24 protein-coding genes are annotated in these 24,364 nt (G+C 63.4%); 2 read left to right on the top strand and 22 right to left on the bottom strand.

Annotated elements, in window-relative coordinates; translation table 11 throughout:
• Positions 1-9: 9 nt before the first annotated feature.
• From atpG to ECTOBSL9_RS05740, 18 genes are all read right to left on the bottom strand, one after another.
• Positions 10-870, bottom strand: a complete 861-nt coding sequence (atpG, locus tag ECTOBSL9_RS05825; protein ID WP_063464276.1) for a F0F1 ATP synthase subunit gamma — start codon at positions 868-870, stop codon at positions 10-12.
• A 14-nt stretch (positions 871-884) separates the two neighbouring features.
• Entirely contained in the window at positions 885-2,426 is a 1,542-nt protein-coding gene (gene atpA / locus ECTOBSL9_RS05820) for a F0F1 ATP synthase subunit alpha (RefSeq protein ID WP_063464275.1), read from the bottom strand.
• Positions 2,427-2,455: 29 nt separating this feature from the next.
• Complete coding sequence (locus ECTOBSL9_RS05815; protein WP_063464274.1) at positions 2,456-2,992, bottom strand: F0F1 ATP synthase subunit delta; 537 nt, start codon at positions 2,990-2,992, stop codon at positions 2,456-2,458.
• 10 nt (positions 2,993-3,002) lie between these two features.
• Positions 3,003-3,473, bottom strand: a complete 471-nt coding sequence (locus tag ECTOBSL9_RS05810; protein ID WP_063464273.1) for a F0F1 ATP synthase subunit B — start codon at positions 3,471-3,473, stop codon at positions 3,003-3,005.
• Between the two features lie 60 nt (positions 3,474-3,533).
• Positions 3,534-3,803 (bottom strand): F0F1 ATP synthase subunit C, encoded by a 270-nt coding sequence (gene atpE / locus ECTOBSL9_RS05805; RefSeq protein ID WP_025283074.1) that lies wholly within the window; start codon positions 3,801-3,803, stop codon positions 3,534-3,536.
• A 95-nt stretch (positions 3,804-3,898) separates the two neighbouring features.
• Entirely contained in the window at positions 3,899-4,666 is a 768-nt protein-coding gene (gene atpB, locus ECTOBSL9_RS05800) for a F0F1 ATP synthase subunit A (RefSeq protein ID WP_063464272.1), read from the bottom strand.
• A gap of 15 nt (positions 4,667-4,681) precedes the next feature.
• Positions 4,682-5,236 carry an ATP synthase subunit I gene (locus tag ECTOBSL9_RS05795; protein WP_240481067.1) on the bottom strand — a complete coding sequence of 185 codons (555 nt, stop codon included), beginning with the start codon at positions 5,234-5,236 and terminating at the stop codon, positions 4,682-4,684.
• Positions 5,220-6,083: a ParB/RepB/Spo0J family partition protein gene (locus tag ECTOBSL9_RS05790; protein WP_063466035.1), complete on the bottom strand. Its 864-nt coding sequence runs from the start codon at positions 6,081-6,083 to the stop codon at positions 5,220-5,222. Before ECTOBSL9_RS05790 ends, ECTOBSL9_RS05795 begins: the two co-directional genes overlap by 17 nt.
• A 74-nt stretch (positions 6,084-6,157) precedes the next feature.
• A complete protein-coding gene (locus ECTOBSL9_RS05785) occupies positions 6,158-6,958 on the bottom strand; it encodes a ParA family protein (protein ID WP_063464270.1) in 801 nt (266 codons plus the stop codon).
• A gap of 3 nt (positions 6,959-6,961) precedes the next feature.
• Positions 6,962-7,630, bottom strand: coding sequence for a 16S rRNA (guanine(527)-N(7))-methyltransferase RsmG (gene rsmG, locus ECTOBSL9_RS05780; RefSeq protein ID WP_371259003.1), 669 nt, complete (start codon positions 7,628-7,630; stop codon positions 6,962-6,964).
• Positions 7,623-9,515, bottom strand: a complete 1,893-nt coding sequence (gene mnmG / locus ECTOBSL9_RS05775; RefSeq protein WP_063464269.1) for a tRNA uridine-5-carboxymethylaminomethyl(34) synthesis enzyme MnmG — start codon at positions 9,513-9,515, stop codon at positions 7,623-7,625. Before mnmG ends, rsmG begins: the two co-directional genes overlap by 8 nt.
• A 247-nt stretch (positions 9,516-9,762) precedes the next feature.
• Positions 9,763-10,653 (bottom strand): PfkB family carbohydrate kinase, encoded by an 891-nt coding sequence (locus ECTOBSL9_RS05770; protein ID WP_063464268.1) that lies wholly within the window; start codon positions 10,651-10,653, stop codon positions 9,763-9,765.
• A 385-nt stretch (positions 10,654-11,038) separates the two neighbouring features.
• Positions 11,039-12,067 (bottom strand): porin, encoded by a 1,029-nt coding sequence (locus tag ECTOBSL9_RS05765; protein WP_063464267.1) that lies wholly within the window; start codon positions 12,065-12,067, stop codon positions 11,039-11,041.
• 174 nt (positions 12,068-12,241) lie between these two features.
• Positions 12,242-13,057 (bottom strand): glycine betaine ABC transporter substrate-binding protein, encoded by an 816-nt coding sequence (locus tag ECTOBSL9_RS05760; RefSeq protein ID WP_156500179.1) that lies wholly within the window; start codon positions 13,055-13,057, stop codon positions 12,242-12,244.
• A gap of 76 nt (positions 13,058-13,133) precedes the next feature.
• Entirely contained in the window at positions 13,134-13,988 is an 855-nt protein-coding gene (locus ECTOBSL9_RS05755) for a proline/glycine betaine ABC transporter permease (protein WP_063464265.1), read from the bottom strand.
• 93 nt (positions 13,989-14,081) lie between these two features.
• Complete coding sequence (locus ECTOBSL9_RS05750) at positions 14,082-15,356, bottom strand: glycine betaine/L-proline ABC transporter ATP-binding protein (RefSeq protein ID WP_240481066.1); 1,275 nt, start codon at positions 15,354-15,356, stop codon at positions 14,082-14,084.
• 151 nt (positions 15,357-15,507) lie between these two features.
• Positions 15,508-17,496 (bottom strand): choline BCCT transporter BetT, encoded by a 1,989-nt coding sequence (locus tag ECTOBSL9_RS05745; protein WP_063464264.1) that lies wholly within the window; start codon positions 17,494-17,496, stop codon positions 15,508-15,510.
• Positions 17,497-17,852: 356 nt separating this feature from the next.
• Entirely contained in the window at positions 17,853-18,632 is a 780-nt protein-coding gene (locus tag ECTOBSL9_RS05740) for an exodeoxyribonuclease III (protein WP_063464263.1), read from the bottom strand.
• Positions 18,633-18,736: 104 nt separating this feature from the next.
• Between ECTOBSL9_RS05740 and pyrE the strand changes: the two genes are divergently transcribed.
• Both pyrE and ECTOBSL9_RS05730 read left to right on the top strand, forming a co-directional pair.
• Entirely contained in the window at positions 18,737-19,384 is a 648-nt protein-coding gene (gene pyrE / locus ECTOBSL9_RS05735; RefSeq protein ID WP_063464262.1) for an orotate phosphoribosyltransferase, read from the top strand.
• A 14-nt stretch (positions 19,385-19,398) separates the two neighbouring features.
• Entirely contained in the window at positions 19,399-20,043 is a 645-nt protein-coding gene (locus ECTOBSL9_RS05730; RefSeq protein WP_240481065.1) for a DUF4124 domain-containing protein, read from the top strand.
• A gap of 55 nt (positions 20,044-20,098) precedes the next feature.
• Here the strand turns inward: ECTOBSL9_RS05730 and argB are convergent, their stop codons facing one another.
• The 4 genes from argB to coaBC form a co-directional block, all read right to left on the bottom strand.
• Positions 20,099-20,986, bottom strand: coding sequence for an acetylglutamate kinase (argB, locus tag ECTOBSL9_RS05725; protein ID WP_063466031.1), 888 nt, complete (start codon positions 20,984-20,986; stop codon positions 20,099-20,101).
• Between the two features lie 89 nt (positions 20,987-21,075).
• Positions 21,076-22,476, bottom strand: coding sequence for a phosphomannomutase/phosphoglucomutase (locus ECTOBSL9_RS05720; protein ID WP_063464261.1), 1,401 nt, complete (start codon positions 22,474-22,476; stop codon positions 21,076-21,078).
• Positions 22,477-22,571: 95 nt separating this feature from the next.
• Entirely contained in the window at positions 22,572-23,027 is a 456-nt protein-coding gene (gene dut, locus ECTOBSL9_RS05715; RefSeq protein WP_063464260.1) for a dUTP diphosphatase, read from the bottom strand.
• A 7-nt stretch (positions 23,028-23,034) separates the two neighbouring features.
• Positions 23,035-24,240: a bifunctional phosphopantothenoylcysteine decarboxylase/phosphopantothenate--cysteine ligase CoaBC gene (gene coaBC, locus ECTOBSL9_RS05710; RefSeq protein WP_063464259.1), complete on the bottom strand. Its 1,206-nt coding sequence runs from the start codon at positions 24,238-24,240 to the stop codon at positions 23,035-23,037.
• Between the last annotated feature and the right edge of the window lie 124 nt (positions 24,241-24,364).

The raw sequence follows: 24,364 nt of genomic DNA, 5'->3' as shown, positions 1-24,364 counted from the left end.
GGGTCGGCCTCAAACCGCAGCGGCGCCGCCGACGATCTCGGAGATCTCCTGGGTGATGGCTGCCTGGCGTGCCTTGTTGTACACCAGCTGCAGTTCATCAATGAGATCCCCGGCGTTGTCGGTGGCCGACTTCATTGCCACCATCCGGGCTGCCATTTCACAGGCCACGTTTTCGACCACCGCCTGGTAGATTACGGACTCGATATAACGGGTCAGCAGGGTGTCCAGCACGGGCACGGTATCCGGCTCGTAGATGTAGTCCCAGTGATGCTTGAGTTGGTCCTCGCCAGCGGGCTCGATGGGCAGCAGGGTCGTGACCTTGGGCTTCTGGCTCATGGTGTTCACGAACTCGTTTTCCACCAGCAGCAGCCGGTCGATCCGACCCTCGTCATAGGCCTCGAGCATCACCTTGATGGTGCCGATCAGGTCGTTGAGACGGGGCTTGTCGCCCAGGTTGGCCGTATTGGCCACCACATTGCCACCCATGCGACGGAAGAACCCGAGGGCCTTGCTGCCGATCAGGCACAAATCGATCTCCACGTCCTGTTCCCGCCACTCGCGCATCTGCTGCACGGTCTTCTTGAACAGGTTGATGTTCAGACCACCGCACAGCCCCCGGTCGGTGGACACCACAATGATGCCCACACGCTTCACGTCCCGCTCTTCCAGATACGAATGCCGGTATTCCGCGTTGGCCATGGCCACATGGCCGATCACCTGCCGGATCTTTTCCGCGTAGGGGCGGGTTTCCAGCATGCGATCCTGCGCCCTGCGCATTTTGCTGGCGGCCACCATCTCCATGGCTTTGGTGATCTTCTGAGTATTCTTGATACTCTTGATCTGGCCGCGGATCTCTTTTGCGCCTGCCATAAGTCAGCCCCCGATTACCAGCTGTGATTTGCCTTGAAGTCATCAAGAGCGGCCTTCATGCCGGACTTGATGTCGTCGCCGAAATCACCCGTCTCGTCGATCTTGTCCAGGAGTTCCTTCTGGCTCGAGCGCAGGTAATCGTGCAGGGCGTGTTCAAAGTCCACGACCTTCTTGTCTTCCACGTCGTCCAGGTAACCTTCCTCGGCGGCGAACAGCGAGAAGGCCATCTCACCGATGGACAGCGGCGCATACTGCTTCTGCTTCATGAGTTCCATGACGCGCTGGCCGCGTTCCAGCTGCTTGCGGGTGGCTTCGTCCAGGTCGGAAGCAAACTGCGAGAAGGCCGCCAGCTCACGATACTGAGCCAGTGCCAGACGCACACCACCACCCAGCTTCTTGATGATCTTGGTCTGGGCCGCACCGCCCACACGAGACACCGACAGACCCGCGTTGATGGCCGGTCGGATACCTGCGTTGAACAGGTCCGTCTCCAGGAAGATCTGACCGTCGGTGATGGAGATCACGTTGGTCGGCACGAAGGCTGACACGTCACCGGCCTGGGTCTCGATGATGGGCAGGGCCGTGAGTGAACCGGTCTTGCCCTTCACCTTGCCGTTGGTGAACTTCTCCACGTATTCGGCGTTCACGCGGGAAGCACGCTCCAGCAGGCGGGAGTGCAGGTAGAACACATCACCGGGGTAGGCTTCGCGACCCGGCGGACGACGCAGCAGCAGGGACACCTGGCGATAAGCCCAGGCCTGCTTGGTGAGGTCGTCATAGATGATCAGGGCATCTTCACCCCGGTCACGGAAGTACTCGCCCATGGCGCAACCGGCGTATGGGGCAATGTACTGCATGGCGGCGGATTCAGACGCAGTGGCAGCGACGATGATGGTGTGCTCCATCGCGCCATGCTCTTCCAGCTTGCGCACCACGCTGGCAATGGAAGAGGCCTTCTGCCCCACTGCCACGTAGATGCACTTAATGCCGGTGCCCTTCTGGTTGATGATGGCATCCACGGCCACGGCGGTCTTGCCGGTCTGGCGGTCGCCGATGATCAGCTCACGCTGACCACGACCCACCGGCACCATGGCATCCACAGCCTTCAGACCGGTCTGCACCGGCTGATCCACGGACTGACGTTCGATCACGCCCGGGGCAATCTTCTCGATGGGAGCCGTCCCATCGGATTCGATGCTGCCCTTGCCATCCACCGGCATGCCCAGGGAGTTCACCACGCGACCCAGCAGGGCCTCGCCCACGGGCACTTCCAGGATGCGACCGGTGCACTTGGCGGTGTCGCCTTCCTTGATGTGCTTGTAATCACCCAGGATAACGGAGCCCACGGAGTCACGCTCAAGGTTGAGCGCCAGGCCATAGGTGTCGCCGGGGAATTCGATCATTTCGCCCTGCATGACATCGGCCAGACCGTGCAGTCGGCAGATACCATCGGACAGACTGACCACGGTGCCCTCGGTGCGAGCCTCGGCCGCCGATTCGTAGCTTTTGATACGCTGGCTGATCAGTTCACTGATTTCAGACGGGTTGAGTTGCATAGTTCGAAATCCTCTTAGCTCGAATCCTCTTAGCGGCTCAGACTACTGGCCAGGCGCGACAGGCGCCCTCGGACCGAGCCATCGATGACCAGGTCTCCCGCGCGGATGATGGCGCCGCCGATGAGGCTGTCGTCCACCTTGCAGACCAGATTCACGTCACGCCCGAGGCGCTTTTTCAGCGCGTCGGCGATCGCCTTTTTCTGATCCGCATCCACATCCTGCGCGGAGAACACCATGGCTTCCACCTTGCGTTCTGCTTCCGCCTTCATGGTCTCGAAGAGCCGGGCGATCTCGGGCAGTAGCGGCAAACGGTCATTCTCCGCCAAGAGGCGTATGAAGTTGCGTCCGCCATCGTCCACCTTGCCTTCGCAGGTCTCGAGGAAGGCCTTGGCCATCGTCTCGCGGGTGATTTTGGGGCTATCGAGGAACTCGTTCATCTTCGCGTCGCTGGCGACAGCGGACATGAAAGCGAGTTGATCGGACCAGCCAGCCAGATTGCCGGCGTCCTTTGCGACCTCGAACGCCGCCTTGGCGTAGGGCCTTGCGGCCGTGGTTTTTTCAGACATGGCGGCTCACCTAGATCTGGCTCACCAGGTCTTTGATCACCTGATTGTGGGCTTTGGCGTCGACTTCCTTCTTCAGGATTCGCTCGGCACCCGTGATCGCCAGCGTGCCCACCTGCTTGCGCAGTTCTTCACGGGCACGGTTGACTTCCTGCTCGATCTCGGATTGAGCAGAGTCCTTGATGCGATCGGCTTCCTGGCGAGCGGTATCCTTGGAGGATTCAACGATTTCGTTGGCGCGCTTTTGAGCCGTGGCGACGATTTCCGCAGCCTGCTGCTTGGCTTCCTGAAGGACCTTCTTGGCCCTGTCTTCGGCAAGCTGCTGCTCATGCTTGCCACGCTCGGCGGCCGCCAGGCCATCGGCGATCTCTTTCTGACGCTCTTTCATCGCCTTGATGATGGGGGGCCACACATACTTCATGGTGACCCACACCAACAGGGCGAAGGTGATCATCTGACCGAGCAGCGTGAGATTGATATTCACGTTGCTACCTCCCCTAGAGACGGTTGTATCGGGTGGACTGCGCGATAATGCATCCGCGCTTTAACCGGTCACCGCGCCCAGGAAGGGGTTAGCAAAGGTGAAGAACAGGGCCAGACCCACACCGATCATGGTCACGGCGTCGAGCAGACCGGCAACGATGAACATCTTCACCTGCAGCATGGGGACCATCTCAGGCTGACGCGCAGCGCCTTCCAGGAAACGACCACCCAGCAGACCGAAGCCGATTGCGGTACCGAGTGCACCCAAACCCAGAATCAGACCCACAGCGATGGCGGTCATGCCCTGAACGTTAGCGATGGCGAGTTCCATAACTTCCTCCAGAAAGTTTAAAAGTCAAAGGTTACAAAGAACAGCTTGGGGTGAATCCATTCTGGGCCGCCGCCGGCGGCCCAGAATGCCGTTCGTCAATGATCTTCGTGGGCCATGCTCAGGTACACGATGGTGAGCACCATGAAGATGAACGCCTGCAAGGTGATGATCAGCAACTTGAACAGCGACCAGGGCAGACCCAGCGACCACTGGATATACCAGGGCAGCAGGGCAATCAGGGTGAAGATCAGGCCGCCAGCATACATGTTGCCGAAGAGTCGCAGTGAGAGAGAAACCGGCTTGGCGATCTCTTCCACCACCTTGAGGACCAGATTGAAGGGCATCAGCCACTTGCCGAAGGGGTGCAGGAGCATTTCCTTGGCGAAACCTGCACCGCCCTTGATGTGGATGCTGTAGTAGATGATCAGGCCGAACACCGCCAGGGACATGCCGAAGGTGGCATTGATGTCCGAGGTGGGGTTGATGCGCATGTAGTCCAGGCCAACGATGTGCGCCAGGTAGGGAAACAGGTCGTAAGGCAGCAGCTTGAGGATGTTCATGAGGAAGATCCACACGAACAGGGTCAGCGCCAGCGGGGCGATCAGGTTACTGCGACCGTGAAAGGTGTCCTTCACCTGCTGATCCACGAAGCCGACAATGATCTCCACGAAATTCTGCATGTTGCCCGGCACACCCTGGGTGACGCGCTTGGCGGCTTGCATGAAGATGAAGAGGAACAGACCACCCATGGCAATGGAGAAGAACATGGTATCCATGTGGATGGACCAGAACGACTCCGGGTTGCCCAGGGTCAGATGCCCCAGGTGGTGCTTGATGTACTCTCCAGCAGACTCGTATTCCATGGTGTTCGCTCGCTTTTACTCGTTTGCGCCGGACATCACCGGCAGCAGGGCCAGCCAAAAGGCCATGAGTCCGGCCATGTAAGTCAGGAACATGGGCAGGAACTCAACCTCCAGCCACACGATTGCGACCACAAACAGGGCCACAGTCAGGAAGATTTTCTGGGTCTCCCCGACATAGAAACTTCTTACGATGGTTTTCGCCGGCCGCCCCCTGCGGCCGGAAAAGACGCGGAACGCAAAATACGCTGTCGAGATGAAACTGATCAAGCCGCCCACCAAGGCAGCCCACGCCGTCTCCGATCCACCCGCCAGATAGCCACCCAGATAACCCAGGCCAGCGACCAGCAACTGCAGGCCAAGGATCAGCTTGGTTGCCCGGTTCCAGAGTCTTGCCTGGGCGAGCGGGTATTGGGTCATGTCGTCGATCGGTGCTTCACCTTTTTTTTTTCGGCGCTCCGGAAGACCGCGCACCGATGACAGCAGCGCGGCATTATAAGAGTCCGCTAACGGGCGGTCAACGCTGGAATTGACAAACACGAGCTTTGATGACCCACTAATTAATGTGGCCAAGGATGCCGTCCAGCTCATCGAGGCTGTTGTATTGAATCACAAGCTTGCCCCGTCCACGGGTGTTGTACTGGATATTCACCCGTGCCCCGAGGCGATCGGAAAGCTCGGATTCCAGGCGTTCCACGTCCGGGTTCCGCGGGGGCCTGGCGGTGTCGGGGGTCTTTTCCTGCTCGTTGAGCAGGGATTGCACCAGGCGCTCGGTCTCGCGCACGGACAGCCCCTTGTCGGCCACGCGGCGCGCGGCGTCCACCTGCACCGGCCCCACCAGGGACAGCAGCGCCCGGGCATGCCCCATCTCCAGGCGCCCTTCGTCCACCAGGGTCTTGACCGGGTCCTCCAGCTCCTGCAGGCGCAGCAGGTTGGTGACACTGGTACGCGAGCGCCCCACGGAGTCGGCCGCCTGCTGGTGGGTGAGGCCGAACTCCTCGATCAGGCGGTGCAGGGCGTTGGCCTCCTCCAGGGGGTTGAGGTCTTCCCGCTGGATGTTCTCGATCAGCGCCATGGCGGCCGCCGCTCGATCCGGGACATCGCGCACCACGGCGGGGATCTCGTGCAGGCCGACCATCTGCGCGGCCCGCCAGCGGCGCTCACCGGCCACCAGTTCGAAACCGTCCCCCACGGGCCGGATGACCACCGGCTGCACCATGCCCTGGGCACGGATGGAGTTGGCCAGTTCCTCCAGGGCCTCGGGCTGGATATTCACCCGAGGCTGATAGCGGCCACGACGAATCTGCTCCACCGGCACCTGCCGCAGGTCGGAAGGGCCATCCCTCTCGTGCCCGGCCTGACTGGCGCTGGAAAGCAATACATCCAGGCCGCGACCCAGTCCCGATTTTCTTCTTGCCATGATGCTGTTCACCCGAAAGTAAGGGGCTGCAAAGCGGATGGGGCGCGCCACCCGGTCGCGGTCGGCGAATGCACTCAGGCCACGCCCGGGACATTCTCCTGGGCGGTGCCCCGACCTTCGCGACGCAGGATCTCGCCGGCCAGGGCCAGGTAGGCCAGGGCGCCGCGAGAGGACTTATCATACAGGATGACCGGCAGACCATGGCTGGGCGCCTCCGCCAGACGGATGTTGCGCGGAATCACGGTGCGATACACCTGATCCCCGAAGTGCTGGGTGAGTTGCTCGCTCACTTCGGTGGACAGGTTGTTGCGTGGATCGAACATGGTGCGCAGCAAGCCATGGATCTGCAACTCATGATTGACCGACTCACGGATGCTGTCGATGGTCTGCACCAGGGCCGAGAGCCCTTCCAGGGCGTAATACTCGCACTGCATGGGGATGATCACGCCATGGGCGGCCACCAGAGCGTTGACGGTGAGCATGTTCAGCGCAGGCGGGCAATCGATGATGATGAAGTCGTAGTCTTCCTGAACGCCGGCCAGCGCTTCCTGCAGGCGGTACTCCCGGCGCAGGGCGGTCATCAGGTTCACCTCGGCCACGGTGAGGTCGCTGTTGGCAGGCATCAGGCTGTAACCCACGGCCTCCATCTTCATGATGGTGTCGGCGGCGGATGCACGCTTCATCAGGACATCACAGGCGCTATGGGCCAGATCGTACTTGTCGGCACCACTGCCCATGGTGGCATTGCCCTGCGGATCCAGGTCGATCAGGAGCACGCGCCGCCGGGCGGCCGCCAGGGAGGCAGCCAGGTTGATGCTGGTGGTGGTCTTGCCGACCCCACCCTTCTGGTTGGCCACGGCGATGATTCTGACCATGTCTCAGGAATCCTTTTTGATTTCGACCAGATGTCGCACGGCGGACAGGCCGGGCACCCGGAGCGAATGGGTCGCCACCACGGACCAGCCCGTGGGCAGCCCTTCGGGGTCGTTGTCGGCGTCGCGGCCCTTCATGGCGAGCAGTTGCCCTCCGGGGCCGCACAGATGGCCGGCCACACGTGTGAACGTGCCGGTGGCGGAGAATGCGCGGCTGATGACTGTATCAAAGCCCTGCTCCGGACGGTAGTTTTCCACTCGGGAATGAACCACCTCCACATTCTCAAGACCCAGCTCCATGACCACCTGACGCAGGAATCGGGTCTTCTTGATCCCTGAGTCCAGCAGCACGAACTGCCACTCGGGCCGAGCCAGGGCCAGAGGGATGCCCGGCAGACCGGGCCCCGTGCCCACGTCCAGGATACGCGGCCCACGCGCATGGGGCAGCGCGGCCAGGGAATCCAGCAGGTGGACATTGACCATATCCCGGGGATCGCGCACGGCGGTGAGGTTGTAGGCCTTGTTCCAGCGGGTGAGCAGTGAGACATAGGCCAGCAGGGGTGCCTTCAGATCGGCGTTCAGCCCCAGTTGGCCCAGCCCTCGGGCCAGGCGTTCTCCCACATGGGGCGGAAAGGGGTGAGCGGCATCTTGGGTCAGGTGGGCGGAATCAGGCACTGCGTTTGAGACTCATGGATTGTTTCTTCAGGTGCACCAGCAGCAGGGAGACGGCAGCTGGGGTCACGCCGGGGATACGCGAGGCCTGCCCCACGGTGGCCGGTCGGTGCTCGGCCAGTTTCTGGCGCACCTCGTGGGAAAGCCCGGCCACGGCCTGGTAGTCCAGATTCCCGGGCAGGGCGGTGTCCTCCAGGCGACGGGAACGCGCCACTTCGTCCTTCTGGCGCTCGATGTAACCCGCGTATTTCACCTGGATCTCCACCTGCTCGGCCACCCGTGGGTCTTCCACCGGCGGGCCGGCGTCCGGCAGGGCGGTGAGTTGGGCATAGTCGACGCCGGGGCGACGCAGTAGTTCCAGCAGGGAGCAGTCCCGGGTCAGCGGCCCATCGAAGAGCGCCCGTGCCTGCTCCTCGGGCACACGGTCGGGTTTGAGGGTGACCCGCTCCAGCCGGGCGGTCTCGCGCTCGATGGCCTCGCGTTTGGCGGTAAAGGCGGCCCAGCGGGCGTCATCCACCACGCCCAGCTCACGACCTGCCGGGGTGAGGCGCAGGTCGGCATTGTCCTCGCGCAGGGTGAGCCGGTACTCGGCGCGGCTGGTGAACATGCGGTAGGGCTCGCCGGTGCCGCGGGTGATGAGGTCGTCGATCATCACGCCAATGTAGGCTTCGTCCCGGCGTGGGCACCAGGCGTTCTGGTCCTGCACGCGCCGGGCGGCATTGATACCGGCCACCAGGCCCTGGGCCCCGGCCTCTTCGTAGCCGGTGGTGCCGTTGATCTGGCCGGCGAAGAACAGCCCCTGCACGGCTCGGGTTTCCAGGCTGGGCTTGAGGTCGCGGGGGTCGAAGAAGTCGTATTCGATGGCGTAGCCGGGCCGGATGATATGGGCCTGCTCGAAGCCTTCGATGGAGCGCACCACCTGGACCTGGACGTCGAAGGGCAGGCTGGTGGAGATGCCGTTGGGATAGATTTCGTGGGTATCCAGCCCTTCGGGCTCGATGAAGATCTGGTGACGTTCCTTGTCGGCGAAGCGGACCACCTTGTCCTCGATGGAGGGGCAGTAGCGGGGGCCGATCCCTTCGATCACGCCGCTGTACATGGGGGAGCGGTGCAGGTTCTCGCGGATGATGTCCAGGGTGCGCGGGGTGGTCCAGGTGATGTGGCAGCTGATCTGGCGCGGATGCTCGGCGGCGTTGCCGATATAGGAGAACACGGGCGTGGGGTTGTCGCCGGGCTGTTCGCTGACGCGGTTGAAGTCGATGCTGCGGGCGTCGAGGCGTGGCGGTGTGCCGGTCTTGAGGCGGCCCACGCGCGGCGCCAGTTCCCGCAGGCGTTCGGCCAGGCGGGTGGCGGGGGGATCGCCGGCGCGGCCTCCTGCGTGGTTGGCCTCGCCCACGTGGATGCGTCCGGCCAGGAAGGTGCCGACGGTGAGCACCACTGAGGGGGCCATGAAGTGCAGGCCGCCCTGGGTGATGACGCCGGTGATGCGTTCGCCTTCGATGATGAGGTCGTCCACGGCCTGCTGGAAGAGTTGCAGGTGGGGCTGGTTTTCCACGGCCAGGCGCACGGCGGCCTTGTAGAGGCTGCGATCGGCCTGGGCGCGGGTGGCGCGCACGGCGGGGCCCTTGCGGCTGTTGAGGGTGCGGAACTGGATGCCGCCGCGGTCGGCGGCTCGGGCCATGAGTCCGCCCAGGGCGTCGATTTCCTTGACCAGGTGGCCTTTGCCGATGCCGCCGATGGCGGGGTTGCAGCTCATCTGGCCGATGGTGTCGATGTTGTGGGTGAGCAACAGGGTGTTGCAGCCCATGCGTGCGGACGCCAGGGCTGCCTCGGTCCCGGCATGTCCGCCGCCGACGACGATGACGTCGTATTGAGCCTGGTAGTGCATGGTTGAGGGCCGGGGTTGGGATATGTCTGTAGTTTAACCGTTTGAGGGGTTGGGTGCAGGGGATCGTGGAGGGCGCGTTCCTTCGTTCAGCATTGGGGGGGCGCCCCTTTGGGGAGGGTGAAGCTGTTCGCGGGCCTTGATGTGAAAGAACCCTGATTCAGCTACAAACACTCCCTTCTCCCCCTCGGGAGGAGGGCCGGGGATGACTCACCACCGTGATGCATCGGGTTGGTATGCGTGTCGGATCTCAGTTGTCCTCTTGCAGGATGCTGATGTCCAGGCCGTCGAGGCCGCGACGGCCTACTTTGTGGCCGGCGAGGCGGGTGGCGCTGGCGAGGGCTTGGGGGACGGTGCCGCCGTTGGCGAGGGTGTGGATGAGGCCGGCGTTATAGGTGTCGCCGGCGCCGAGGGTGTCGATGACTTCGGGGGGTGGGCAGGCGGGGGCGTGGTAGAGGCCGTCGCGACTGGCCCAGGCCCAGGAGCCTTCTTCGCCCCAGGTGCAGATGAGGATGGCGCCGGGTACGCGTTTGTGTATGCCGCGCAGGAAGGCTTCGGGTTCGTCGAAGCCTCGGCCGAGGACGAAGGGTCGGGAGAAGATGATGACGTCGGGTTGGCCGAAGAGTATGTCGATGCCGTCGCGGTCTTTTTCCACTTCGAGGGAGATGGGGCGGTGGGTGGGTTGGCGGCTGCGCAGGGTTTGCAGTATGCGGCTGGTGGTGTGGGTGTCGCGGGCCTGGAGGTGGATCCAGTCGTACCGGTCGAGGGGGAGGCTTGCGACGTGGCTGGCTTGTAGTTCGGGCAGGTCGCGGTGGTGGATGATGGTGCGGGAGCCGTTGGTGGCGTTGAGGGTGATGTAGGAGGTGGGGGTGCGGCCGCTGCGGCGTTGGCAGGTGTCGGTGCCGATGCCGCGTTGTGCGAGGAGGTTTTTCAGGCGGTCGCCGTCGGGTTCTTCTGCCAGGACGGTGGCGAGGTCGCAGTGGTGGCCCAGTTGTTTGAGGACGTGGAGGGTGTTGGCGGCGTTGCCGCCGGGGCAGGCGCGCTGTTCGAGGGCGCGCATTTCTTCGTCTTCCGCGGGGTAGTGGTGGACGATGTTGATGATGTCCAGCGTGGCAACGCCGATGCCGAGGATGTGGGCCATGTTGGGGTGCCTGTGGGCGGGTGAAGGCGGGTGGGGACAGGATAGTGAATGGGGGGGTGGGGGTAAAGTTGGGGGTGTTTGTTCTGGTGGCTGTCGGTTCGGTGCTGTGGGGGCTTTGACTGGGGGCGGTGAGGTCGGCGCTGTGGGGTCGGGCTGGCTGCCGGCGGGACGCCGTGAATACGTCCCTGTAGGCTTGATCGCCGCATCCATGCGGCGAACACCCGCCCACAGCCAGCCCGACCCCACAGCGCCTGGATCGTGGTGTACCTGGAACAGCATCTTGCTTTGTGGCCTGGGCCTGATACGACAAAGGGGGCCTGAGGCCCCCTTTGTGTATTTGGCATGAGCAACCCGACGGGGCGCCAAGCCGCATTATGCGATCGACTTAGAAGTCGTAGCGCATGCCAGCGGTGAAGACCTGGCCGCCACCGATTGCATCGGCGTCGAGACCGCTATCTTCGGCCCACGCGTCCCCGCCCCGCTTATCAGTGATCGCAGCAGTTTCCTGCTCACGATAGTATTCAGCAAAGAACTTGATCGCATTGGTGAACTGGTAGTCATAACCCAGATGCACGACAGTTTCACCATAGCCCTTCACTTCAGCAACCATGATCTTGAAGGTATTGTCACCCATGGTGTACCCAGCATAGGCGTTGATGGCGGTGTTTCCGTCAATATCACTGTCATCGTGATAACGGCGTTCATATTTGGCGCCGATGTAAAGGTCACCCATGGTATGGGCCAGAGAAGCACCGATGCTTCTGTCATTGTCCGCACCGCGGCGGTCATCCATTCCAAGAGCAAGCGTGGTGTCACCAAAATTATAGCTACCGGTGAGCTGAACCCGATCATCAGCCGTACCTGAAGACTTCGCCGCACCGCCGCGCTCGGACCAGGAGAAGCCGAAGGAAAGGCCATTCATATCAGGGCTATAGTAAGCCAGCGTATCGCTGATGCGGAAAGCGGATTGCGTCGCGAAGCCACTGTAATAGCTGCTGAACATATCCACCGGGAAGGCGATGGCATTGTAGTAAGGCATCCACATCTGCCCATACATCAGTGTACCCATGTCACCCGTCACACCAATCTGGGCGACACGGATGTCGGCATCCTGATCCCAAGGATCCTGCACCGCCTTGTTGGCGATGTCGATGGGCAGTTCCAGCTGGCCGATCAGGGTCAGGCCGGGGGCCAGCTGGTAGTCGGCGTTGAAGCCGATGCGGGAGTAGGCGTCACGGAAGCCGCTGTAGGAATCCAGGCCACCGTCGTTTTCGTTCTGGTTGTCCGGGCGGACGTTTTCCACGGCGATGCGGGCGGAGCCGTAGAAGTCGATGTTCAGGTCGTTGGCCTGGGCATAGGCCGGCACGGCCAGGGCGGCGGTGACGGCGGTGGCGATCAAGGTCTTTCTGTTCATGGCGTGTGTGTTCACTCGTTTTCCCGTCTGGGCGGGGTTTTGATCAAAAGCACGTTCAGACCCGCTGAGCGTGCCGGTTTCAAAGGTGTTGCACGACTAAGGTGATGCCTTGGGCCCCGGCGGGGCCTTTGGCATCGGCGGGTGCCCGGGTTTTGCACCGGGCACCCGTGGGGCTTACGGCAACCAGGTGTCTACCAGGTCGCGGTTCTGCTCGACCCAGCGCTTGGCGTTGTCGTAAGGATCGCCGCCCTCTTCGTTCATGACCATGAGCTCGGCCATGTGCTCAGGGGTCCAGTTGAAGTTGTCGAGGATGGCGTAGGCTTCGGGCTTGTCGTCCTTGAGCCCGGCCCGGACGATGGTGTGAACGTATTCTTCACCACCGTAAATGCCCTTGGGGTCTTCCAGGTACTTGAGATCCCAGCGGGCTTCCTTCCAGTGAGGGGTCCAGGCGGTGACCACCACCCAGTCGTTGGTGCGGATGGCGTTGGCCAGCACGCCGGTCATGGTGGCGTCGGAGCCTTCCACCAGGCGCAGGTTGAGGCCGTATTCCTCGATGGCGTCCTCGGTGGTGCTCATGATGCCGGCGCCGGGGTCAATACCGATGATCTGACGGCCAAACTGGCGGCGGTGATCATTGAGCTCTTCGATGGAATCGATGTCCACGTAGGTGGGCACGGCCAGGCCGATGCGGGTGCCTTCCATGTTGGGGCCCAGGTCCTCGACCCGGTCCTTGACCTGCTCCAGGTAGTGGCCGTGGGTGGTGGGCAGCCAGGCGGCCACGAAGGCATCCTGGTCGCCAGTGGCGACGGACTGCCACATGGCGGCGGCACTCACCGAGACCATGCGGACGTCGTAGCCGGCCTCTTCCAGTACTACCCGCAGCACGTTGGTGCTGGCCACTTCGCTGGCCCATTCCACGTAGGGCAGACTGATGCGGCCCTTGTCGCCCGCAGCCACGCCCAGGGGCAGGGCCATCATGGCGACGATCATGATGATGCCCACCCAGCGGGCGGATCTCGTCTTTATTGTACTGCTCATCGGCGTGTTTCTCCTGTGTGGGGGGATGCTACTGCTGCTTCTTCTTGGGCTGCCCGATCTTCTGGGTCACCCGGTCGAGGATCATGGCGAGGATGACGATGGCGATGCCCGCCTCGAAGCCGTTACCCGGCTGCAGACGCTGAATGGCTCGCCAGACTTCGCCACCCAGGCCACCGGCACCGATCATGGCGGCGATGACCACCATGGAGAGGGCCAGCATGATGGTCTGGTTGATGCCCGCCATGATGGTGGGCACAGCCAGCGGCATCTGTACCTTGAAAAGTTTCTGACGCCAGTTGGCACCGAAGGCATCCGATGCCTCCACCAGTTCCCGGGGCACCTGGCGAATGCCGAGGATGGTGAGGCGGATGGCGGGGGGCATGGAGAAGATCACCGTGGCGAACATGGCGGACACCTGCCCGAGCCCGAAGAAGGGGATGGCCGGGATCAGGTAGACGAAGGCCGGCATGGTCTGCATGAAGTCCAGGACCGGCATCACCGCCGACTTGAAGCGGTCCGACAGGCCGCCGAGTATGCCCAGCGGCAGGGCGATGGCCACGGCCACCGCAGTGGCGAACAGGACCAGGGTGAAGGTCTCGATGGTGGCCTGCCAGAGCTGCAGGTTCCAGAGGAACAGCAGGCCGGCCGCCGTGCCGATGCCCACGCGCCGGCCCGCCAGATACCAGGCAAGGGCGGCGAACAACAGGATGACTACCCACGGGGGTGGAAAGCTGAGAATACCCACCACACCTTCCACGCCGTTGCCGAGCACGGTACTGATGGCTCGGGTGACACCCGAGAAGGTGGTGGTCAGCCAGTCCAGGCCGTCATCGATGTAATCCGATAACGGGAACTTGCCTACGAAGGGAAAATCGTGACTCATTGTATGGTGATCCGGGCTTGAACGGGGGTCATGGGAGTGGCCTTGCCATCCGGGTGTGGGGCCCAACAGGCCCGCACCCGAAGACACATACCGTTAGGCGCCGACCTTGGCTTCCGAGGGTTCCTGGGCCTGTGCGGGTTCAGTTTCGCCTTCGCCATTGCCGGCTTCGGCGTCCTCCCTGTCGGGCTGGGCATCGGCGAGTGCAGCCAGGACCTGGGTCTTGACGATGGTACCCAGCAACTTGCCGTTGTCGTCCACCACGGCGAGTGGGATGCGCGTATCCACCAGCATCTGGAACAGCGTGCCAATACTCTCGTCGGGTTTCACCGCGTAGTGGTCGCGCTGGATGATGCCCTCCAGGGTCTTTTCCTTGCGCTTGACCGCTTCGGCGGCGTCCTCGGCCCAGACGTAGCCCTCCAGGGTGCCGTCGCGCTGGGTGACAAAGATGCTGTAGAAGCTCTCCTGATCCATCCGGTGCAAGGCGGTGCGAGGCCCGTCGTTGGGCGTCACACGGATCCGGGGATCATGCATGATGGCGCCGGCGGTCAGGATCTGGGTCTTGTCCACATCCTCGACGAAGCGCTCCACGTAGCGGCTGGCGGGGGACGTGAGGATGTCCTCGGGGGTGCCGATCTGCACCACGACGCCATCCTTCATGAGCACGATGCGATCGCCCAGTCGCAAGGCCTCGTCCAGGTCGTGGGTGATGAAGACGATGGTCTTTTTCACCCGGGACTGCAGGGCCAGCAATTCATTTTGCATATCGCGACGGATCAAGGGGTCCAGGGCGCTGAAGGCCTCGTCCATGAGCAGGATGTCCGGGTCCACCGCCAGGGCCCGGGCCAGGCCCACGCGCTGCTGCATGCCGCCGGACAATTGCGAGGGATAGGACTGCTCCCAGCCATCCAGACCTACAAGCTTGAGCGCCTCGGTGGCCTTGGCGTCGCGGGTTTCCTTGTCAGTGCCCCCGATCTCCAGCCCAAACGCGGCATTTTCGATGATGGTGCGGTGGGGGAACAGGGCAAAGTTCTGGAACACCATGCCGAACTTGCGACGGCGTCGCTCCAGGACCTGATCGTTGGATAGCTTGAGGATGTCTTCACCGTCGATCACCACCTCGCCGGCGGTGGGCTCGATGAGACGGTTGAGGCAACGGATCAGCGTGGACTTGCCGCAGCCACTGAGCCCCATGACCACAAGGATCTCGCCCTGGGCCACATCGAAGCAGACATTCTGGATCCCCACGGTCTGCCCGGTGCGTTGAAGGATTTCCTTTCTGTCCAGGCCCTCGTCCAGGAGTTCCAAGGCACGTTCGGGGTGGTCGCCAAACACTTTGGTGACGTTCTTTACCTGGATTTTCGGTTGCAAGGTCTTGTCCTGCCTGGGCCCCTCGAAGGACCGGTGAAAGTTCGGAAAAATGAAAACACTGCGCCCCGATGCCTGTTCAGGCTCGGGGCGCAGTGAGCTTCAGGCCAGGCCCGGGCCGCCATGCAGCCCGGGCCTGTGCCATGTCACGGCCTCAACGCACAGCGTCGAGGAAGTGCATGTGCCGCTCATAGTGCTCCAGCACGTCGTTGATGAGGGCCTCCTGGCTCCAGCCCACCACGTCGTAATCCTGGCCACCCTCGCTCAGGTGCACCTCGGCCCGGAAGTACTTGAGGGCCTCAGCCCGTTTCGGGCGGGTATCACGCATGACGAAGGACGGCGGCTCATAGGCGCGGGCGCGCACGGAGTAGAAGAAGTCGATCTCCTCGCCGTGACGCACTTCCACCCAGCACCGACCGTCTTCACGCTCGCCCACCACGGCATCCAGGTTCTGCTTGCGCAGTTCCTCGGCCACCGCATTCAGCGCAGGCTTGACCGTTTCCTGGATGTAGCGGATCACCTCGTTGCGCCGCGGCTGATGCACGATGGACCGCAAACGCCGCTGCCAGCTCACTGCCGCATGCGGCCCCACCGGCGAGACCCGGGCCTCCAGCAGACTGACCCTCTTCATCCGGTCGATGCGCAACGCCTTGAGCAGGCCCCAGCACATGATGATCATGATGATGGTGAAGGGCAGTGCACTGGCAATGGTCGCCGTCTGCAGGGCAGCCAGACCGCCGGCCAGCAGCAGGGCCGCGGCGATCACACCCTCCAGGATGGCCCAGAAGATGCGCTGCCAGGTGGGGGAGTCTTCCTTGCCACCGGAGGTGAGGATATCCACCACCAGCGACCCGGAGTCCGAGGACGTGACGAAGAAGGTCACGACCAGAAGGGTGGCCAGAAATGCGGTGATGGTGGAAAACGGCAGGTGCTCAAAGAACTGGAACAGGGCCACGGAGGTATCCGCAGACACCTGGTCTGCCAGATCGCTGATGCCCTGCTCCATGATCATGTGCAGGGCCGTGTTGCCGAAGAAGGTCATCCACATGATGGTGAAACCCACCGGCACCAGCAGCACACCGAAGGTGAACTCGCGAATGGTACGACCCCGTGAGACGCGGGCGATGAACATGCCCACAAAGGGCGCCCAGGCGATCCACCACCCCCAGTAGAACAGCGTCCAGCCACCGATCCAGTCCGTGGGTTCGTAGGCATAGAGGTTGAAGGTCATGCTGAACACACTGGAGACATAGTTGCCGGTGTTCTGCACCACGGTCTGCAGGAGAAACACGGTGGGGCCGGCCACGAGCACGAAGATCAGCAGACCCACGGCCAGAATGATGTTGAACTCGGAGACCCGGCGGATGCCTCCGTCCAGACCCAGCACCACGGAGACCGTGGCGATGGCCGTGATGACGGCAATCAGTATCACCTGCACCATGGGGGTATTGGGCACACCGAAGAGGTATTCGATGCCGGAGTTGATCTGCATGGCCCCGAAGCCCAGGGAGGTGGCCACACCGAACAGGGTGCCCAGCACGGCGAAGGTGTCCACCGTATGGCCGATGCCACCATGGATGCGATCACCAATCAGGGGATACAGGGAGGAACGGATGGTCAGGGGCAATCCCTGACGGAAGGCAAAATAGGCCAGCGAGAGCGCCACAACACCATAGATGGCCCAAGCATGCACGCCCCAGTGGAAGAAGGTGATGCTCATGGCATCGCGGGCGGCCTGAACCGTTTCCGGGTCGCCGGTGGGCGGCGACACGTAGTGCATCACCGGCTCGGCCACGCCGAAGAACATGAGGCCAATACCCATGCCCGCGGAGAACAGCATGGCAAACCAGGAGAGATAGCTGTAATCCGGCTCACTATGGTCGGGCCCGAGTTTGATCCCTCCATAACTGGATATGGCCACGGCGAACATGAACACCACGAACCCGGCTACCGACAGGACATAGAACCATCCCACCTTATCGGTGACCCAGCCCAGGACGGCACTGAACACATCCCCCGCCAGATCGGTGAATATGGTGGCAAACAACACCAGTAACAGGGCGATGAGCCCAGAAGCGATGAACACCGGCGGATTGATCTGCATACGCGGCGGACGCGTTGACGCATCATTGTTTTCGGCCATGGACCCTCCTGTTTGAATTGGCTCTGAGCACCGGCACCCATGCCGGACGTTCACACCAGACGCAGCCCGGCAACGGGTGGCCATCGGACACCCAGGTCACCTGAGTACGTCCATGCCCGGGATTCAGGCACCCGGCCTGACGAGCCATTCGGCGCCGCCAGGCCAACCCGGCCGCGACGGGCCGTGGCGGTTACCACTCATGGTCGTCTGATTCCAAACCCGTTCCCGACGGCTGTTCTTGTCTTGATGCGTCGGCCAGCGCCTTGCGGCGAGCCTGGCACCCTCGGGAGGGTCGTGTCACGGTATCATCGAGAAAGCTAACACAAAAGCGCCCGCTGAGGCGACCCTGAGCCGTATCAGCGCCGTGCGGGCCAGTCGTAATCCATGATCACGGGAGCATGATCGGAGAAGCGATCCTCCCGATGTACGGAGGCCGCGCGCACGCTGTTCCCCACCCCCGGGGTAGCCACCTGATAGTCCAGACGCCAGCCCACATTCCTGGACCAGGCCTGGCCCCGATGCGACCACCAGGTGTATTCATCGGGCTGCGGATTGACTCGACGAAAGGTGTCCACCCAGCCCACGTCGTCATAGAGCTGATCCAGCCAGGCACGCTCTTCGGGGAGAAACCCGGAGTTCTTTTGATTGCTGCGCCAGTTGCGCAGGTCGATGGCCTTGTGGGCGATGTTCCAGTCGCCACACAGGATGTATTCGCGACCATCCTGGCGGGCCCCGCGCAGGCGCTCCATGAAGGCATCCATGAAGCGGTACTTGGCCTGCTGCCGGGCCTCGCCGGAGGAGCCGGACGGCAGATACACGGAAGCCACCGACAAGCCACCAAAGCGCGCCTCGATATAGCGGGCTTCAGGGTCGAACTCCGCCGATTCCATACCGATCACCACCTCATCGGGCGCTTGACGGGCGTACAGGGCCACGCCGCTGTAGCCCTTCTTCCGGGCATCGAAGTAGTGGCAGTGGTAGCCCCGGGGATGAAAGATCTCATCGCTGAGCTGGTGCACCTGGGCCTTGGTCTCCTGGATGCACACCACATCCGCCTCACAGGCCTCAAGCCACTGAAAAAAGCCCTTGCGGGCGGCGGAACGGATACCATTGGCGTTAAAATTGACAATGCGCATAGCTGAATCGGTTTGATGAAGGTTTCAGGCCAAGCCGACGAACTTACCACAGGGGCCGCCCGCCGGCCTTGTGAACCCCAAGGGATCCTTGTAACTTCAAGCCCATGAACACATTCCGCACTGAATTTCTGCAGTTCTGCCTGGAGCGGGGCGTACTGCGCTTCGGCGAGTTCACGCTCAAGTCCGGGCGCGTCAGCCCCTACTTCTTCAACGCTGGCCTGTTCAGTACCGGCCGGGACCTGTCCCGGCTGGGGGCGTTTTATGCCCGCACGCTGGTGGATGCCAACGCCGACATCGACATGCTCTTTGGTCCGGCCTACAAGGGCATCCCCCTGGCGGCTGCCACGGCCATCGCGCTGGCGCAGCAACATGACCGGGATTATCCCTATTGCTTCAATCGCAAGGAGGCCAAGGACCATGGCGAGGGAGGCAGCCTGGTGGGCTCGCCGCTCACGGGCCGGGTGCTCATCGTGGACGACGTGATCACCGCCGGCACCGCCATCCGCGAGTCCGTGGAGATCATCCGCGCCGCCGGCGCCGAACCCGCCGGCGTGCTGATCGCGCTGGATCGCCAGGAACGGGGGCAGGGTGAACTGTCCGCCATCCAGGAAGTGGAGCGTGACTTCGGCCTGCAGGTGCATGCCATCGCCACCCTCTCCGACCTGGTGGAATTCCTGGGCGAACTGCCCGACATGGCCCGGCATCGGGATGCCGTGGAAGCCTATCGAAAGGAATTCGGGATCCGGATTTAGGAACGGGTACCGCCGTGATCCACCACCCCGCGCGATGGCCCACACAACTGCTGGCGGGCTCCTTGCTGGTGGCCATGGCCTCGGGAGCCGGGGCACAGATGTATCGCTGGGTGGACGAGGATGGTCAGGTGCACTTCAGCGACGCCCCGCCCACCGAAGCAGGCCGCTATGACCGCGAGGTCCTGGATCGGCGCGGGCTGGTGGTGGAGCGACTGGAGCGTGCCCAGACGGCCGAGGAGCGGGAACGGGAGCAGGCCCGCCAGGCCGCGGAGGCCGAGACCACCCGCCGCGAGGCAGAGCAGGCCCGCGCGGATCGCATCCTGCTGCAGTCCTTCGGCTCGGAACGGGAATTGCTGCACGCCCGGGATGACCGCCTGGCCATGGTGGATGGCAACATCAACCTGGTCCGCAACAAGCTCTCATCCCTCCAGGAACAGCACGAGGAGGCGCTTGGCCGGGCCCAGCGCCTCCAGGCCCAGGATCGTGAATTGCCGGAGAACCTGCAGCGGCGCCTGAGCTCGCTGGAGCGCCAGATCCTTCGCCAGGAGGAGCAATTGGTCGCTCGCCAGCAGGAACGCGAGGCCCTGGTGGAGCGCTTCAATCGCGACCTGCAACGCCTGCGGCAATTGCGTCAGGAGCGGGAGGACCCTGCATCCTAGGCATCGTTAACACAGCCAGGCACCACCTGTAACCGAGTCCGCCGCCCCAGATCCGTTACCCACGGATCAGGGTCCCCACCCCCTTATCGGTCAGCAATTCCAGCATCACCGCATGGGCCACGCGCCCGTCGATGATATGGGCACTCTTCACCCCCGACTTGACCGCATCCAGGGCGCACTGGATCTTCGGGATCATGCCACCGTGGATCACGCCCGAGGCGATCAGCTCGTCCACTTCCCGGGCAGTCAGCCCGGTGAGCAGATTGCCCGCGTCATCCAGAACGCCGGGGGTGTTCGTGAGCAGGATCAGCTTTTCAGCGGCCAGCACGGAGGCCATCTTGCCCGCCACCAGGTCGGCGTTGATGTTGTAAGCCACACCATCCTCGCCCACCCCCACCGGCGCGATCACCGGGATGAAATCCCCGGAGTCCAGCATGTGCACCACCGCCGGATCAATGGAGGCCACCTCCCCCACATGCCCAAGATCGATGATCTCCGAGGCCTCGGGGTCTGCCTTCGCGCGCCGATGGCTCAAGCGCCTGGCACGGATCAAACCGCCATCCTTGCCGGTCAGCCCCACGGCGCGCCCACCGAACTGATTGATGAGGCTGACGATCTCCTTGTTCACCAGCCCCCCCAGGACCATCTGCACCACATCCATGGTCTCCCGGTCCGTCACCCGCAGGCCGTCGATGAAGCGGGACTCCTTGCCCAGCTGCTCCAGCATCTTGCCGATCTGCGGTCCGCCGCCGTGGACCACCACCGGGTTCATGCCCACCTGCTTGAGCAGGACGATATCCCGGGCGAAGCCCCGCTTGAGTTCCTCGTCCACCATGGCATTGCCGCCATATTTGATCACCAGGGTCTTGCGGGAAAACCGCTGGATATACGGCAGCGCCTCGGTCAGCACCCGGGCGATGGTGTGCACACTGATTTGGTCCATGGCGGTGGACTCGGACATGGGGCATTTCTCCGGTTTTACAGATCAAGACAATACTATGTACATATGGGTGACATGGGTGGCAGCCCGCCTCAGAAGGGCAACCCGAGCGTGACATCCACCTGGTGAACCAGTGCCCGAAATCGGGCCTGGATCCGTGCCAGGGCCTCGGGGGTGTCGCCCTCGAAGCGCAGGGTGAGGCAAGGGGTGGTGTTGGAGGCGCGCACCAGGCCCCAGCCATCGGGAAAATCCACTCGCAGGCCATCGATGCGGGTGATCGTCCCGCCTTCCAGCTCGTCCTGCCCTTCCACCGCCTCCAGCAGACGGGCCATGAACACATCATGGGCATCCTCAACCCCTTCGGGACTCACCAGGATCTCCGGGGTGTGACAGCCCTGGGGCAGATCATCCAGCACACGCGCTGGCGGACGATCATCCCGCGACAACCATTCCAGCAGGCGGGCCCCGGCGTAGAGGGCGTCATCCACCCCCAACCAGCGATCGCGGAAGAATACATGCCCGCTCATCTCTCCCGCCAGCAACGCCCCGGTTTCTTCCATGCGCGCCTTGAGCAGGGAGTGCCCGGTGCACCACATATCCGGCACTCCGCCCCGGCGACGCACCTCCTGGCCCAGGTGATGGGTGCATTTCACGTCGAATACCACGCCGGCACCGGGATGACGGGCCAGCACATCGTCGGCAAAACACATCATCAGGCGGTCCGGCCAGTGGATGCGTCCCTGGCCGTCCACCATACCGAGGCGATCGCCGTCGCCATCAAAGGCCAGGCCCAGATCCAGGCCCCGCCGGCGCACCACATCGGCCAGGTGGGCCAGGTTCTCCGGGCGCGAGGGGTCGGGGTGATGATTGGGAAAATGACCATCCACCTGGCAGAACAGAGGCTCCACCCGGCAGCCCAGGCGCCGGTAAACCTCGGGAGCGATGCCCGATGCAGCACCATTGCCACAGTCCACGGCCACCGACAGGGGGCGGTGCAGATGAATGTCGTTGCAGAGTCGCTGCAGATAGTCCTGGGTCACCTCCGCCTCGACACAGCGACCACCCGGGCTTTCGGGCAAGCGATCCTCGACGATGCGGCGACGCAGCCGCTGCACCGTTTCCCGGTGCAGGGTGCGCCTTCCCAGCATGAGTTTGAAACCGTTGTACCGGGGCGGATTATGACTCCCGGTGACCATCACGCCGTTGCCATCGGCCAGCTCCAGGGCAGCGAAATAGGTCACTGGGGTGGGCACGCATCCCAGCAGGATCACCTCCAGACCGGTGGCCATGAGTCCTTTCACCAGGGCGGCCTCCAGTGCCGGGCTGGAGAGGCGGCCATCGCGGCCGACGGCAACCCGCTTGCCGCCCTGCTCGCGGGCCTCGGCCCCGTAGGCCCGGCCCACCGCCTCGGCCACCCCAGGGTCCAGGCCAGCCTCCACCACCCCGCGGATATCGTAGGCCCGGAAGATGGAAGGCGACACCTGAACACTCATGCGGGTACTCCCTGTAGAGAACCTTGGGCCTGTTAAAACCTCTGACCTGTCAAAACCGCAGGGGCCATGGATGCCGGCGCGAGGATGGGTTCGTCTCAGATTCGGCCGGAGGAGCCGAAACCGCCGGTTCCCCGTTGCGTGGCCTCGAACTCTTCCACCACCTGAAAGTGGGGCTGCACCACGGGCACCACCACCATCTGGGCGATGCGCTCCCCCGGCGAGATCACGAAGGGCTCCGCTCCCCGGTTCCAGCAGGAGACCATCAGCGGTCCCTGGTAGTCGGAGTCGATCAAGCCCACCAGGTTGCCCAGCACGATCCCCTGTTTATGACCCAGCCCCGACCGGGGCAGGATCATGGCCGCCAGGCCCGGATCAGCGATGTGCATGGCCATGCCCGTGGGAACGAGTTCAGCCTGACCGGGGAGCAGCGTCAAGGGCGCATCCAGGCAGGCGCGCAGATCCACCCCGGCGGAGCCCTCCGTGGCCGTGGTGGGCAGTGGAAAATCGCGGCCCAGGCGGGCATCGAGGATCTTGATCTGTATGGTCTGCATGTTCGGCTTAGTCCTGTTCACGGGCCACCTGGAATCGATCCGCGATCACCTGCACCAGCGCCCGCGCCAGCGTCATCTTGGATTGTCGCGGCAGCGAGCAGCCCCCATCGCTCCAGAACACCCGCAGGGCGTTGTCGTCCACATCGAACCCCTGACCGTCGGACACGTCATTGGCGGCGATCATGTCCAGGCGCTTGTTCTCCAGCTTGGCGCGTGCGTGCTTCTCCAGGGAATCCGTCTCGGCGGCAAAACCCACGGTGAAGGGTCGATTTGGGGAGGCGGCCACCTGGGCGAGGATGTCCGGATTCTTCACCAATTGCAGGTCCAGGGTGTCGCCCTGCTTCTTGATCTTTTGCCGTGCCGGTTGCGCCACACGGTAATCGGCCACGGCGGCGGTGGCGATGAAGATGTCGGCACCCGCCACGTGGGCCATCACCGTGTCCTGCATCTGTTCGGCCGTCTCCACCATCAGGCGTTCGACACCCACAGGGGACTCCAGTGCCACCGGACCGCTCACCAGGGTGACCCGGGCGCCGGCCAGCGCGGCGGCGGCGGCCACGGCATAGCCCATGCGTCCGGAACTGCGGTTGGTGATGTAGCGCACCGGATCCATGGGCTCCCGGGTGGGGCCCGCAGTGACCAGGACATGGCGCCCTTCAAGGCGCGGGGCCTCGAACAGGGACCGGAGAGACTGCACCAGCTCGGCGGGCTCGAGCATGCGCCCTGCCCCGGTCTCGCCACAGGCCTGCCCACCGGTGCCCGGACCGAAGAGGTGTACGCCACGGGAGACCAGCAGGCGGGCATTGTCGCGGGTGGCCACGTGGCCCCACATGACCCGGTTCATGGCCGGGGCCAGACAGACGGGGGCCTCGGTGGCCAGACACAGGGTGCTGAGCAGGTCATCGGCCATGCCGTGTGCCAGGCGGGCCATGACATCTGCCGTGGCCGGCGCCACCAGAATGGCGTCGGCCCAGCGGGCCAGGCTGATATGGTCCATCCCGGCCTCCGCCTCGGCATCAAACACCGCCGTGCGTACAGGGTGGCCGGACAAGGCCTGGAAGGTGAGAGGCGCGACGAATTCCGTGGCCCGGGGGGTCATGACCACCCTCACCTGCGCCCCGGCCCCGGTGAGCAGTCGCACCAGTTCACAGCTCTTGTAGGCGGCAATGCCGGCGCTGACGCCCAGCAGGATGTTCTTTTCGGTGAGTGGCATGGGGGGATTCTACCTTGTCGGCAAGGGCAAGTCCTGTGAACGAAGCGGTGTGTCCTGGTCTGGGGGCGCGGCGGGCACCATGCGTGACCTCGCACCGCGGGCCCTGTAACTTAACACCCCGGCG

Origin of the sequence: Ectothiorhodospira sp. BSL-9 (assembly GCF_001632845.1) — a bacterium.
Lineage (GTDB): Bacteria > Pseudomonadota > Gammaproteobacteria > Ectothiorhodospirales > Ectothiorhodospiraceae > Ectothiorhodospira.
This window is presented reverse-complemented; position numbering and strand designations above follow the sequence as displayed.